9 protein-coding genes are annotated in these 14,385 nt (G+C 38.2%); 5 read left to right on the top strand and 4 right to left on the bottom strand.

Features of this window, described 5'->3' with window-relative positions; translation table 11 throughout:
- Positions 1-13 precede the first annotated feature (13 nt).
- A complete protein-coding gene (locus AC5YGI_RS07020; protein ID WP_496167870.1) occupies positions 14-1,048 on the top strand; it encodes an alpha/beta hydrolase fold domain-containing protein in 1,035 nt (344 codons plus the stop codon).
- 196 nt (positions 1,049-1,244) lie between these two features.
- Positions 1,245-3,086, top strand: coding sequence for a carbon starvation CstA family protein (locus tag AC5YGI_RS07015; RefSeq protein ID WP_496167869.1), 1,842 nt, complete (start codon positions 1,245-1,247; stop codon positions 3,084-3,086).
- A gap of 73 nt (positions 3,087-3,159) precedes the next feature.
- On the opposite strand, the gene AC5YGI_RS07010 is transcribed toward AC5YGI_RS07015, so the two are convergent.
- Together AC5YGI_RS07010 and AC5YGI_RS07005 are read right to left on the bottom strand one after the other, a co-directional pair.
- Positions 3,160-5,928 carry a TonB-dependent receptor plug domain-containing protein gene (locus AC5YGI_RS07010; RefSeq protein ID WP_496167868.1) on the bottom strand — a complete coding sequence of 923 codons (2,769 nt, stop codon included), beginning with the start codon at positions 5,926-5,928 and terminating at the stop codon, positions 3,160-3,162.
- A 412-nt stretch (positions 5,929-6,340) separates the two neighbouring features.
- Positions 6,341-8,671, bottom strand: a complete 2,331-nt coding sequence (locus AC5YGI_RS07005; RefSeq protein ID WP_110010888.1) for an ATP-dependent helicase — start codon at positions 8,669-8,671, stop codon at positions 6,341-6,343.
- 294 nt (positions 8,672-8,965) lie between these two features.
- On the opposite strand from AC5YGI_RS07005, the gene AC5YGI_RS07000 reads away from it, so the two are divergent.
- The 3 genes from AC5YGI_RS07000 to secG all read left to right on the top strand — a co-directional run bounded on the left by AC5YGI_RS07000 (position 8,966) and on the right by secG (position 12,858).
- Positions 8,966-10,279, top strand: coding sequence for a M16 family metallopeptidase (locus tag AC5YGI_RS07000; RefSeq protein WP_330745408.1), 1,314 nt, complete (start codon positions 8,966-8,968; stop codon positions 10,277-10,279).
- Between the two features lie 52 nt (positions 10,280-10,331).
- Positions 10,332-12,377, top strand: coding sequence for a M16 family metallopeptidase (locus AC5YGI_RS06995; RefSeq protein WP_330745407.1), 2,046 nt, complete (start codon positions 10,332-10,334; stop codon positions 12,375-12,377).
- Positions 12,378-12,510: 133 nt separating this feature from the next.
- Positions 12,511-12,858 carry a preprotein translocase subunit SecG gene (secG, locus tag AC5YGI_RS06990; protein ID WP_330745406.1) on the top strand — a complete coding sequence of 116 codons (348 nt, stop codon included), beginning with the start codon at positions 12,511-12,513 and terminating at the stop codon, positions 12,856-12,858.
- A gap of 51 nt (positions 12,859-12,909) precedes the next feature.
- On the opposite strand, the gene AC5YGI_RS06985 is transcribed toward secG, so the two are convergent.
- Together AC5YGI_RS06985 and recR are read right to left on the bottom strand one after the other, a co-directional pair.
- Positions 12,910-13,749: a glycosyltransferase family 2 protein gene (locus AC5YGI_RS06985; RefSeq protein WP_330747731.1), complete on the bottom strand. Its 840-nt coding sequence runs from the start codon at positions 13,747-13,749 to the stop codon at positions 12,910-12,912.
- Entirely contained in the window at positions 13,745-14,356 is a 612-nt protein-coding gene (gene recR, locus AC5YGI_RS06980; RefSeq protein ID WP_330745405.1) for a recombination mediator RecR, read from the bottom strand. Before recR ends, AC5YGI_RS06985 begins: the two co-directional genes overlap by 5 nt.
- Between the last annotated feature and the right edge of the window lie 29 nt (positions 14,357-14,385).

Below are 14,385 nucleotides of genomic sequence, written 5' to 3'. Positions count from 1 at the left end.
TTAAAAATTTATTATGAAATTACACATCAACAACATATCAACATACAGGTTTTTCACAAACCTGTTTTTTAATTTATTTTTGAGCTTTACAAATTTATTTTTTTCACAAGACTTACCATTAAGACCAAACAAAGCTGCTGCTGTAAAAAGTACATTACTCCCTGAAATTGCAACAGTTTCCGAAGATATCGTATACAAAACAAACAGAAAGGGCAAACCTCTCGCTCTTGATCTCTATACTCCCAAGAATGCCACCACTGAAAAACTTCCGGTATTGATCTACGTTCATGGAGGCGGATGGGTAGAAGGTGACAAAGTGGTAAATTCAGATAATTATCTTGAAACAACTGTAAAAAAACTGATAGACAAACAGTATGCGGTGATCAGTATCAATTATACGCTTTTAAGTGACAGCATTCATTTTCCTCTGCCTTTGGAAGATACCAAAGATGCCATAAGATGGGTAAGAAAGAATGCTGAAAAATATAACCTTGACACCAACAATATCGGACTTTTCGGGGCTTCAGCCGGAGCCCATCTTTCTCTGATGGCAGCCTATACACCAGACAATACTTATCTGGGTAATCCTGAACTTTCCTCTTATTCGGCTAAAGTGAATTATGTGATTGATCATTATGGCCCTGCAGACCTCAACAAACTTTTCCATACAAGATTAGGAACAATTCCGGTGGGAATGATCGGATTAATGTCTAAAAAAATTGTCGGTTTACAGGAAAATCTTGTCAAAGGAATTTCCGGATATAATATCAGAAAAGATCAGGACAGCGCTATTGATTATCTTAAAACGATTTCCCCTGTCTATTTTGTTTCCGGAGGAGTTCCAACTTTAATTGTCCAGGGGAATAATGATAAAATTGTTCCTTTAAGTCAGTCTAAAAAGCTCCACAGAAAATTAAACAGAGCCAAAATACAGAACTCCCTGATCGTCGTTGACGGCGGAGTGCATGGCTTTGGCACTACTGATAAAGCTTATCTGGATCAGCTTACAGATAAGATGGTAGAGTTTGTTCTTTCACAAAAGAAATAAGATATACATTTACCCATCAGAACACAACACAAAATACGACAAATCAAATCAATAAAATAAAAGACGAGTACAAATTTGCTAGATTGATATACATATTGATACTTTTTCATTGAGAATTAATTACCTTGGCTATTATTTAAATTATTAACAATAAAAACACCAATAACTTAATTTTTTATCAACAAAAATAAGCAATATGGAATCTTTAAACAATATCAATGCACTTACGCTCATCTTTGTATCTGTTCTTCTTTTTGCGATAGCTTACCGTTTTTACGGTATTTTCATTGCCAATAAAGTTCTCCGGCTTAATGACGGGAATACAACACCTGCTGTAGAATTTGCAGATGGTAAAGATTATGTGGCTACCAATAAAAATGTACTTTTCGGGCATCATTTTGCGGCTATTGCTGCTGCCGGGCCTTTGGTAGGACCTGTTCTTGCTGCACAGTTCGGATATCTTCCGGGAGCTTTATGGATATTGATAGGATGTGTACTGGGAGGTGGGGTTCATGATATGATTGTTCTTTTTGCTTCAGTGAGACATAAAGGGCAAAGTCTAGCCACGATTGCTTCCAAAGAAATTGGAAAGGCAACGGGTACGGTAGCTGGTTTTGCAATCCTTTTCATATTGATTCTTACCCTAGCGGGTTTATCACTGGCCTGTATCAATGCCATGCATGAGGCTTCGTGGTCTCTCTTCACCGTTCTCATTACCATGCCCATTGCCATTATTATGGGTCTGATTATGCGTTATAAAAAGAATAGTGTCCTGTTTGCAAGTATTTTGGGAGGTATTCTTTTGGTCGCAGGAATTATCGGAGGACACACCCTAATGCAGAATCCTACAATGAATGGTTTATTTTCCTGGGATATTAAAACCATTTCTATTGCCATTCCTCTGTATGGATTTATTGCTTCGGTATTACCCGTATGGCTTCTTTTGGTTCCCAGGGATTATCTATCGACTTATTTAAAGATCGGAACGATTATCATGCTGGCTATAGGGGTAATCGTTATCCATCCAACGATACAGATGCCGGCTATCACAGCATTTGTGAATGGCGGTGGCCCTATTATTGGCGGTCCGGTGCTTCCTTTTATCTTCATTGTAATTGCCTGCGGAGCGATTTCCGGATTTCATGCGGTGATTGCTACGGGAACCACTCCCAAAATGCTGAATAAAGAAAGAGAAATCCTTTTTGTAGGTTACGGAGCCATGCTGGTAGAAGGATTTGTTGCATTAATGGCGCTTATTGCAGCATGTACTTTGATGCCGGGTGATTATTTTGCGATCAACACGCCCAAAGAAGCCTATGATTCATTTCTGGCAGCGCATCCTTCCCTGCACGGGGTAGATATTGATTATTACTCCCAGAAAATAGGTATTGATCTGTATGGCAGAACCGGAGGTGCAGTATCTCTGGCCGTGGGAATGGCCCATATCTTTAATAAAATCCCGTATATGGATCAGCTTACCGCGTATTGGTATAATTTTGCGATCATGTTTGAAGCTGTCTTTATCCTGACTGCCATTGATGCAGGAACAAGAGTCGGACGCTTCTTTTTACAGGAAATGCTGGGATCTGTTGTACCAAAATTCAATGATAAAAACTGGATTCCGGGAATCATTATCAGCAGTCTTCTTTTCACTTTTGCCTGGGGATATCTGGTGTATACCGGAAATGTAAACAGTATCTGGCCGTTATTCGGAATCAGTAACCAATTGCTGGCAGCCTGTGGGCTTATCGTCTGTACAACGATGCTGATCAGAATGAACAGGGGAAAATATGCTTTATGCTCGGCTATTCCGGGTGTATTCATGGCTGGAATTACCTTCTGGGCGGGTTATATTCAGGTGACCGCCATTTACATTCCTAAAGGACAGTATTTGCTGGCTGCTTTAGCGGTGACAGCCATGGTTCTGATGCTTATTGTATTTGCAGGAGCTTTCAGAAAGTGGTACCAGCTGCTTCAAATCAAAACAACTGAAATTGACCATTATGGTGAACCAGTGAAAGAACTGGTAGAAAGATAAAATTCAAATTTTATACAGAAAAAACAGTTCAGGATTTCTGAACTGTTTTTTTAAGCATTATCTTTTGTGTTATTTAAAAATTGAAATTCAATCTTGCAAAAACATATCTTCCATTCTGCCCAAACTGTGAAGTAGATCTTGAATAGATGAATTGGTCATTATTGGTAGAAGCTGTAAGGTTTTTCGTCGGATAGATATCAAACAAATTGTTTACTCCTAAAGTCAATCCTACATTTTTAGTAAACTGATAGGCAGCAGATAAATCCGTAATGATCTTATCTCCGATCTGCTGGTGTTCATTAAAATCAATGATTCCGTCTCCGTTCACATCAATAATATCAGCACCTGTTACTTTTCCGAAATAGGTATTTCTCAGATAAAGACTCGCATTCTTCCATGAAAGCGTATGAGAAAGACTGGCTTTCACTCTAGGTACGGCTTCTTCCAGATATACTCTTGATTTTTCAGAGAAATATACCTTCTCCAATTGTGGCGACTGCAGAAGTCCTGCAGAATGAATATCCCCAACCTGTTTTGTTTTATTAAGGTTAATAGCAAAATTATTATCCAGTTTTATTCCTGAAAATCTCACATTATGGGAAATTACAACGTCCACTCCTTTTGTTTCCGTATCAATGGCATTCGTAAAGAATTGCGCAGCATTAATTCCTAACTGATCATATGCCTCCTGTGCTTTCTGAGGAACGCTTGCTTTTAAGAACTGGTCTGTAAGAATAATACGGTTATCAATTCTCGTGAAGTATCCGTCTGCTGTAAAGGTAAGACTAGCCGAAGGAATTCTGTAGGTAAATCCTACACTTGCCGATTTGGATGTTTCCTGCTTCAGTTTTGGCATATCCAAAAGCCCTGCCAGCTGAGAATCATTACTGAAAGTTCCTACTTCCAATAGTTGATTATTGGTGAACAACGTAGAGGTTACATTATAATAAATCTGGTGGATTGATGGCGCTCTAAATCCTGTAGATCCCGCAAATCTCACATTGAAATCAGGCGCTACTTTGATTCTTGAAGCCAGTTTATAATTGAATGTAGATCCGAAATCAGAGTAATTTTCATATCTGGCCGCTGCATCTACCAACAACCAGTTGGTAAAGTTGAATTCAACATCCGCATAAGCAGCTACCGACTGTCTGTTTTTATCCACTGCATTTCCAGGTTTAAACCCGTTGAATACCTGAGAACCTCCCGGAAGCGATGCTCCGAAAAAATCTGTAGGTCTTACAGAATTTCCGTTCCAAACATTTCCAGAAACATCATAGGTTGCATAAGATGCTTCTTCTCCCTGAGTAATTTTAAAATTCTCATAACGGTGTTCTGCTCCAAACGCTACGTTGATTCCTTCCCATACATCATATTTTTTAGAGAAATCTAAATTGATGGTATTTTGAGAAAATCTTAATCCACCCGCATTAAACTCTCTTGGTGAAGCAAAACGCAAAGAGGTATTTCCTGTATTCTGGATGTTATAGGTAAATGAATTCTGTCCGTATGTATTACTGAAATCAATATTCCATCCTTCCCATTTTCCTTTAATTCCAGCTGCCAATGAGATATCCTGAATATCTGTTCCGATCTGTGGAAGATAACCATTAGGATATAATCCTGTAAACGTTCTGCTTTCACTTGGTCTTCTGTAAAAACCTCCGGAAGTTCCGTGTCTTATGCTATAGCCACCAAAAGTATATACTTTCCAGTTGTCACTTACAGGGATTTCTGCATTCACAAAAAGCTGGTGATTGTTAAGCTTCGATTGTCCTACCTGCATATTAAAGTCCTTTCTTGTCTGACCTCTGTAAGCCAGTTCCTGATCTGTAATATAATTAAGCTGATCTCTGGTAAAATTGGCAGATTTCAAAACATTCTGTAGCGCAGAAATGGTATTCGCTCCCTGGATTGAATTTTGCAGATCCTGAGAGAAATAGCTTACATTCTGTGCATATTGATGAATGTAATTCACAAGCTGCTGTGAATTGGGTGTATTATTAATATTGGTAAAAAGAGAAGAAAGGTTCACTCCGTCATTCAATGCACGCTGTTCAATGGCATTGTAAGCGTTGTAAATAGGACCACTTTCTGTTCCTGCTCTATACGTTGGATTTCTGAATTGTGAAGACCAGGTAATATTAAAGAAACCTCCTTTGGTTCCGATTTTATTTCCATAGTTCAAATCCAGCTGGATATTCTGTCCGTCAAAATCTCCGGTATGATCATTAGCCGTTGGCGTAAGGTTTCCTCCATAACTGATCTGACCTGCCAGTTTTCCTGTATCTCTTTTAAGGTCCAGGTTAATAACACCGGCAATGGCATCAGATCCGTATTGTGCGGCCGCTCCGTCTCTTAGTACTTCAATTCTGTTTAAAGCAAAAGAAGGAATGGCATTCAAATCTGTACCAACAGTTCCTCTTCCGGGTGTTCCGTTGACGTTCACCAATGCTGAAGTATGTCTTCTTTTTCCATTCACCAGAACCAACACCTGATCAGGTCCCAAGCCTCTCAGCTGAGCTGGATCCAGGTGATCTGTTCCATCTGAATTGGTCTGAATCGTGGAAGTAAATGAAGGGGCAACCGCATTCAGAATTTGTCCGATATTGGTTTGTGGAAGGATAATAGAAGATTCTTTTACATTGAATACATCTACAGGAACCGGACTGTCTACTTTAGATCTGGCACCGGCTCTTGAACCCAGTACAACTACTTCTTCTACAGTATTGGTTTTTATGCTGTCTTTATTTGTTTTTATACTGTCTTTTTCCTGTCCATAAGTAAATACGCCGAGGAAAAATAAAACAGAGGCCGAAAGAATAGTTTTCTTATTATTCATAGTTTAGAATTTGATTAACATTTATGTTTTTACAAGGTGCAAATGTAAAATTTATTTATTAGTCTACAAAACAGATAGACTTTGTTTTTGTTAAAAACTATTATCGTTTCTTTCTATCCCTCATTTAAAGTTATGATAAATTAAGGAAACATTCGTAAAAAAACATTGTTTTATAGAAAGTTAACAGTAAAATAAATTTTGAAAAAAACGCTAAACACGCAAAGAGACAAATTGCTTATTGATTATTCTTTCGGTCGCAACGGCACTTCGTTCAGCAGAGGGCTTGTCTTAGCTAAGTGAAACGCCTTTGCGAACAAAAAATAGCAGATCCAATAATCACATTGCGAACTTTGTGTTTAAAAATAAAAACGGATCCAAAAATTGAATCCGTTTCCTTTATTTTATTTTGAAATTAAATCTTAGTCAGTTTAGCATATTTCAGGATCAGATTTTTCTCTCCTTCATGCATGAAAACTACTTTTGCTTTGATATTCTGAGGATCTGTTCCGTCCAGGAAAGTCACTTCCCCAATTCCGAAACGGTCGTGTCTCACTTTATCTCCTACTTCAATATCCTGAGAAGAAGCTCCGCTTGGATTGATAATTTTAGCCGTGCTTACCGGTTTCAGCTTTCTGACTTCAGGAGCAGGTTTGGAAGTATCTCCCCTGTCGATGGTCTTTTTCTCAACCTTTTTGAAAGATCTCATTTCAGATGGATGCTCATCAAAGATATTGGATTTCACGCCTGAATTATTGATAAACCTTTTTTCCAGGGCAGGATTAAGGAATTCAATATATTCATCATCAATTTCACTTAAGAATCTTGAAGGCTCAGCATCCGTAATTTTCCCCCATTGAAAACGGGAAACAGCATAGGAGAAGAAGGCTTGTTTTTCTGCTCTTGTCAATGCCACATAGAATAATCTTCTCTCCTCTTCCAGGTCTTCTCTGGTTGCAGAGCTCATAAAGCTAGGGAAAAGGTTTTCTTCAAGTCCCACTAAGTGAACCACCGGGAATTCCAGTCCTTTTGAAAGGTGAATCGTCATCAGAGAAACCATATCATCTTCCAGTTCTTTATCCTGAGTATCTGCAGAAAGGGCAATATTTTCAAGGAAATTGGAAAGACTCGGATCTCCATCTTCAAGCTGCATCTGTTCTTCAATGAACCCCTGCATAGAGTTCATCAATTCCTGTACGTTTTCTACTCTGGAAATTCCTTCAGGAGTCTGATCATCTTTTAAAAACTTGATTAAACCGCTTCGCTTTGCCACTTCCATAGCAACACTATACGCTGTTTCTGTTTTCAGCAATACCTGAAAAGCTTTGATCATGGACCAGAAGTCATTCAGTTTGTTTAAAACTCCATTGTTCAAACCTAATTGCGGTGCATACATCGGAAGATTCTCCAATACTTTTGAAACAGCAATATTGTGGGCATCAGCAAAAACAATCAGTTTATTCTGGGTCGTTTCTCCGATTCCTCTTGCAGGATAATTAATAATCCTCATCAATGCTTCAGAATCATTTTCATTGATCAGCAGACGAAGGTATCCAATAAGGTCTTTTACTTCTTTTCTTTGGTAGAAAGAAAGTCCTCCATATACTTTGTACGGAATATTTTTACGTCTCAGGGCATCTTCAAAAGCACGCGTCTGAGAGTTGGTTCTGTATAAAATAGCAAAATCGCTGTATTTTCTCTGGTCACGGTTACGAAGTTCCCAGATATTTCCTGCCACGAAATTGGCTTCATCAGCATCGGAAAGAGATCGGTATATTTTGATCTTATCTCCCTCTTCATTATCACTGAAGACATTTTTCTTAAACTGCTGCAGGTTTTTAGCGATGACCACATTAGCAGCGTTTACAATATTCTGTGTAGAGCGGTAATTCTGCTCCAGAGATACCGTTATAGCATCCGGATAATCTTTTTTAAAGTTTAAGATATTGTAGATATTCGCTCCACGGAAAGAGTAAATAGACTGTGCATCATCTCCTACCACACAGATATTTTCAAATTTCGAAGCCAGAGCTTTTACGATAAGATACTGCGAGTGGTTGGTATCCTGATACTCATCTACCATGATGTATCTGAATCTGTCCTGGTATTTTGCCAGTACTTCCGGGAAACGGGTCAATAGTTCATTGGTTTTCAATAAAAGATCATCAAAATCCATAGATCCGTTTCTGAAACACTGATCTACGTATTTCTGATAAATCTGCCCGATGAATTTCATATTCGCTTTTTCATCCGCTTCCATCAGTTCCGGATTGTTGAAATAAGCTTTTACCGTAATCAGGTTATTTTTATAGGTTGAAATTCTTGCCTGAACTTTTTTAGGTTTATAAAGATCAGCATCAATATTCATATCCTTCAGCACCTTTTTAATCACGTTCAGGGCATCCTGCTGATCATAAATGGTAAAATTGGAAGGATACCCGAGATAATGGGCTTCAATTCTTAAAATTCTTGCAAAAACCGAGTGAAAGGTTCCCATCCAAAGGCTTCTTGCATTGCTGTCCCCTACTACTTTTGCAATACGTTCTTTCATCTCACGTGCTGCTTTATTGGTAAAGGTAAGAGCCAGAATATTGAAAGGGTCTATTCCGTTGTGTATCAAATGGGCAATACGCATGGTCAGTACACGCGTTTTACCTGAACCAGCTCCGGCAAGCACCATCAGAGGTCCCTGTAAAGAGGTAACGGCTTCATATTGTGATTCGTTGAGTCCTTTCAAATAGTCCATACAGCAAAAAATTTTGGGAACACAAAATTAAGGTATTCGGAGGAGAATTCAAACTTTCATAGAGAAGTTAGGAATTCGAAGTACTCAGATAGTATTTGTCAATGGTCAATTTTGCTTCGCAAGTGAATTGTGAATGATTATTCTTGGTCTCAAATCCCGCAACCCGAATCACGTAACCAATTGACAAGCGAAGCGAATTCATCATTCACTATTCACCGTCACCTTTATATTTATACACATTCTGTAACATTTAATTCACTTTTCATACTAATTGGTAAACAATTTCTAAATTTTATGAAAAAGCGACTTCTTTCTGCTGCTGCCGTAGCTTTCTTCGGGCTCATGCTGAATGCACAGCAAATCAAATTCGAAGAGTATGACCTTCCCAATGGTCTGCATGTAATTCTTCATCAGGATAACTCGGCACCGGTGGTAACAACAGGTGTAATGTATCATGTAGGTGCAAAAGATGAAGTAAAAGGCAGAACAGGTTTTGCTCACTTCTTTGAACACCTTTTATTCGAAGGAACTCCTAACATCAAGAGAGGAGACTGGTTTAAAATCGTTTCTTCAAACGGAGGGCAGAACAACGCCAACACGACCAATGACAGAACGTATTACTATGAAACATTCCCTTCCAACAACGAACAGCTTGGTCTTTGGATGGAGGCAGAAAGAATGCGTCACGCTGTTATCAACCAGATTGGTGTAGATACCCAGAGAGAGGTTGTAAAAGAAGAGAAAAGATTAAGAATGGATAACCAGCCTTATGGGAATCTTTTCACGACTATTCAGAAAAATTTATTCACAAACCATCCATACAACTGGCCGACAATTGGTTCTATGGAAGATCTGAACTCTGCTAAGCTAGAGGAATTCCAGGCATTTTATAAAAAATATTACGTTCCGAATAATGCTACCTTAGTAGTTGCCGGAGATATCAAACCTGAGCAAACCAAGAAATGGATTGAAACATATTACGGAGGAATTCCAAAAGGTACACTTTATCCCAAAGATTTCCCGAAAGAAATGCCTATCACTCAGGAAAAAGAAGTAACTGCTACAGATCCCAACATCCAGCTTCCGGCTTATGTGTTCGCATACAGAACTCCGGCTAACAAAGAGAAAGATGCTTATGTTTTAGATATGCTTTCTTCTTATTTAAGCAGCGGTAAATCTTCGGTTTTATATAAAAAATTAGTAGACCAGGACAAAAAGGCACTTCAGGTGGCTGCTTTCAACCAGGGACTTGAAGATTACAGTATTTTCGCATTCTTCGCGATTCCAATGGGACAAACTACAAAACAGGCGTTACAGACTGACATTGATGCTGAAATCAAAAAGCTTCAGACTACTTTAATTTCTGAAGAAGATTATCAAAAACTTCAAAACCAGTATGAAAACCAGTTTGTAAATGCCAATTCAAGCATTCAGGGAATTGCCGCTTCACTGGCAACCAACCATGTATTGATGGGTGATACGAATCTGATCAACAAAGAAATCGACATTTACAGATCTATCACAAGACAGGATCTTCAAAATGCTGCTAAAAAGTATCTTAATTCCAACCAAAGAATAATCATCAATTACGTTCCTGAGAAAAAGTAATTATTCAGCTTCTTAGGAGATAATATGATTATTAAAAATTAAATTTTTACAAATGAAAAAGCAATTAACATATATAGCTGCAGCATTTTTCTTTACAGGAATGGTTTCAGCACAAAAAATAGATCTTAATGCAATGCCGAAACCGGGACCTACTCCTGCGATTAACATTGCGAAGCCAAAAACTTTCCAGCTAAGCAACGGCCTTACGGTAATGGTGGTTGAGAACAACAAATTACCAAGAGTAAGTGCCAGCCTTTCTATGGACAGACCTCCATACAACGAAGGAGCAGTAACCGGAGTAAGCGGAATTATGGCTGAGCAGTTCGAAAACGGAACTACCAATATCAGCAAAGACGACTTCAACAAAAAAGTAGATTATCTTGGAGCAAACCTTAATTTCTCTTCGGGGGGTGCTTCTGCCAATTCACTTTCAAAATATTTCCCTGAAGTTTTAGGTTTAATGGCTGATGCCATTATTAATCCTAAATTTTCTGCTGAAGAAATTCAAAACTCTAAGGAGAGAACGATTGAAGGATTAAAAGCTGATGAAAAAAATGCTTCTTCTATTGCTGAAAGAGTATCCAACGCTTTGATGTATGGGAAGAATACGTCAAGAGGTGAGTTTGAAACGGTTGAATCTATCAACAAAATCCAGCTTGCTGACGTACAAAATGTTTATAAAAAATACTACGCTCCGGATAATGCTTATTTAGTAATTGTAGGAGACGTAAAGTTTGACCAGGTAAAACCTTTGATCGAAAAAGCTTTCAGTGGCTGGAAAAAAGCAAACACTCCTATTACACCATTGGAACCTGCTTCTAATGTTGCTAAAACAGAGATCAACGTAGTAGATGTTCCTTCTGCAGTACAGTCTGTTGTTTCTTTAAACAACCTGAACACCCTGAAAATGAAAGATGCCAACTACTTCCCTGCTACAATCGCCAATTACATCCTTGGTGGTGGCGGTGAAGCCAGACTTTTCATGAACCTTCGTGAGAAAAACGGATTTACCTATGGGGCTTACTCAGAAATGGTGGCCAGCAAGTATTCTCCACAATTCTCTGCGAGTGCAAGTGTAAGAAATGAGGTTACAGACAAAGCTGTTAAGGAATTCATGAATGAACTTAATGCGATCTCTACCATAAAACCAGAAGAATTAGCGAACGCTAAAGCTAAATTAAAAGGAGCTTTCATTCTTGCCCTGGAACAACCTGCCAATATCGCAAGATTTGCTTTAAACCTGAAGGTTCAGGATTTACCTGCTGATTTTTATACCAATTACTTAAAATCTATTGATAAGGTAACTGCAGCAGATGTTTCCAATGCTGTAAAAGCTACAATTTTGCCCAACCAGAGCAGAATTTTCATCGCTGGTAAGGCATCTGATATTTCTGAAGGATTGGAAAAACTGGGTTATCCTGTAAAATATTTCGATAAAGAAGCCAACCCCGTTGCAAAACCAACTGTACAAAAAGTGGATGCCAATGTAACCGTTGCATCTGTTGTTGACAAATACATCAATGCTATCGGAGGAAAAGCTAATCTGGCGAAAATCACATCTTATACAACCAACGCCTCAATGTCTATGCAAGGACAAAACATCGATTTTAAAATCGTTAAAGCACAAGGCGGAAAAGAGCTTACCACGGTAACGGCAATGGGACAGGTTGTTCAGAAGCAGGTATTCGACGGGAAAACCGGCTATTCTATGCAAATGGGACAAAAGGTTGACATCACACCGGAGGAAATTGCCGAAAAACAAAAAAATCCTGAGATTTTCGAAGAATTGGGATTTGCAAAATCTCCCGACTATAAATTAGGAGGAATTGAGAAAATTGGCGGGGAAGACTCTTATGCTATTAAAGGTGGAAATACAACCTATTACTACAGTGTGGCAACGGGATTAAAAACCGGAGAGACTAAAAAAATAAAAGCTAAAGGTCAGGAAATGACCATTCCGACAACCTACTCTAATTACAAAGATGTAGAAGGCGTAAAAATGCCTTTCACGATCTCTGTAAGCCAGATGGGAATGGATATGACCATGAATGTAAAGTCTTATGAGATCAATAAGGCTACAGATGCTGATTTTAAATAATAACATCCTATTTTTATAGAAAAAACGGCAACAAATGTTGCCGTTTTTATTTTTATCAACATTTGGCGATATCTTTTTTTGTAATTCAGTAAAAAAAGATTAAATTTGCCCATTCAAAAAGATATCAGAATTAATGGATACTATATTTACACTATTGATGGTTCTTATTATGATTGCCAGTGTCTTATTGGTAATTATTGTTATGGCACAAAATCCAAAAGGAGGAGGCCTTTCCAGTACATTCGGAGGTGCATCATCTGCACAGTTCGGGGTACAGAGAACCAATGATTTCATGGAAAAAGCAACATGGACTCTGGGCGGAACTATCATCGTTCTTATCCTTTTAAGCGTTGTTATTACAGGTAAGCCTTCTCAGGCACTTCCTGCACAACAGCCTGCTAAGAAAGAAGCTCCGGCAAAACAGTCAGCTCCTGCTTCTTCTACAACCACTCCGGCACAGACTCCTGCACCGGCAAAATAAGAAGAATATCATCTTACATACAACAAAAGCAACTCAAATTGAGTTGCTTTTTTATTTTAACCTGATCTTTTCAATCTGATGCCGAAGCTTTAATCCTGCCTTTAAAAATGAATACTGTACAGGTTTTGATTCTTTATAATATTTATCAATAAAGATTTGCATGGCTCCGTAGAATCTGTTGAGGTATACTTCATCTTTAATGGTACTTTCCCCTTTGTGATGAAGAATTGAAACTTTCCCATAATAGAAGTTTTGATATCCGTTTCTTAAAAAAGTATAACAGAGATCAATATCTTCTCCATACATAAAATAAGCTTCATCCAATCCTCCTATTTTTTCATAGACCTCTTTTTTAGCCAATAAAAATGCTCCGGTGATTACTTCCACTTCAGCAATAGCATTTTCTTCTATATCGTTTCTGTAATAGGATTTCGAGTTGTTCTTTTTAAAATTGGTAAACAGCTTTTCAAATGAATTGAACATATCCGGAACCGATCGCTTGCTTTCAGGAAGAAAATTTCCTCCGGCATCATGCATTCTTACCCCCAGACATCCGAATGAAGGCTGTGCATCTGCAAAATCCAGCAGTTCTTTCATATAAAACCCTTCAAATTCCGTATCGGGATTCAAAAGCAAAATATATTCTCCTTTTGCCTTCCGGACAGCCTGGTTATTTGCTTTTGCAAAACCACCATTTGTTGAAGATGATATAAAATGTACGTTGGGAAATTCAGAAATAAGATCTCGCCATGAGCTATCTGCAGAAGCATTATCAATGACAATCACCTCATAATCTATATCCTGTACATACTTCCGGAGCGACAGGAGGCAGCTTCTAAGCAATTGGGTAACATTATAATTAACAATAATAACGGACAACTTCATATTAATCCTTTTCGTTGTAAGGCAATCTATTGATAATAGATCTCCCCAAAGAAATTTCATCTGCATATTCCAGTTCATCCCCTACAGAAATTCCTCTTGCAATGCTGGAAAAATTCACATTGAAACTTTTAAATTTCTTGTAAATATAATAAGCCGTTGTATCTCCTTCCATCGTAGCACTCAGTGCGAAAATAAATTCCTTTACCTGTCCGTCATTCAGTTTCTTTTCTATGCTTGGAATATTCAGCTGGCCTGGCCCTACTCCTTCCATGGGAGAAATTTTCCCACCGAGAATCAGATATTTTCCTGTATACTTTCCTGTATTTTCAATCGCAATCACATCTCTTACATCTTCTACAATACAGATCAGTTCACCGTTTCTCTTTTCATTGCTGCATATTTCACAAATGTCAAAATCTGAAAAATTATGACATTCTTTACAATACTTTATTTCATTGACAAGGTTAATCAGGGAGTTGCCAAGGTTTACAGCTCTTGAATTGGGCTGCTTCAACAAATGGAGTGCTAACCTCAAAGCCGTTTTTCTTCCAATCCCAGGCAATCCCGAAATCTCATCTACTGCTTTTGCCAATACTTTACTAGGGTAATCCATAGGTACAAAAATAAGGATTAAAGTTGATA

Source organism: Chryseobacterium sp. CS3K3.1, from assembly GCF_059515165.1.
The sequence above is the reverse complement of the archived record's forward strand: the minus strand, read 5'-3'. Positions and strand labels throughout refer to the sequence as shown.

Coding starts and splice junctions, on each gene's coding strand:
- secG (WP_330745406.1), top strand. CDS start 12,511: ATGGATACTATATTTACACTATTGATGGTTCTTATTATGATTGCCAGT.
- AC5YGI_RS07020 (WP_496167870.1), top strand. CDS start 14: ATGAAATTACACATCAACAACATATCAACATACAGGTTTTTCACAAAC.
- AC5YGI_RS07000 (WP_330745408.1), top strand. CDS start 8,966: ATGAAAAAGCGACTTCTTTCTGCTGCTGCCGTAGCTTTCTTCGGGCTC.
- recR (WP_330745405.1), bottom strand. CDS start 14,356: ATGGATTACCCTAGTAAAGTATTGGCAAAAGCAGTAGATGAGATTTCG.
- AC5YGI_RS07005 (WP_110010888.1), bottom strand. CDS start 8,671: ATGGACTATTTGAAAGGACTCAACGAATCACAATATGAAGCCGTTACC.
- AC5YGI_RS07015 (WP_496167869.1), top strand. CDS start 1,245: ATGGAATCTTTAAACAATATCAATGCACTTACGCTCATCTTTGTATCT.
- AC5YGI_RS07010 (WP_496167868.1), bottom strand. CDS start 5,928: ATGAATAATAAGAAAACTATTCTTTCGGCCTCTGTTTTATTTTTCCTC.
- AC5YGI_RS06995 (WP_330745407.1), top strand. CDS start 10,332: ATGAAAAAGCAATTAACATATATAGCTGCAGCATTTTTCTTTACAGGA.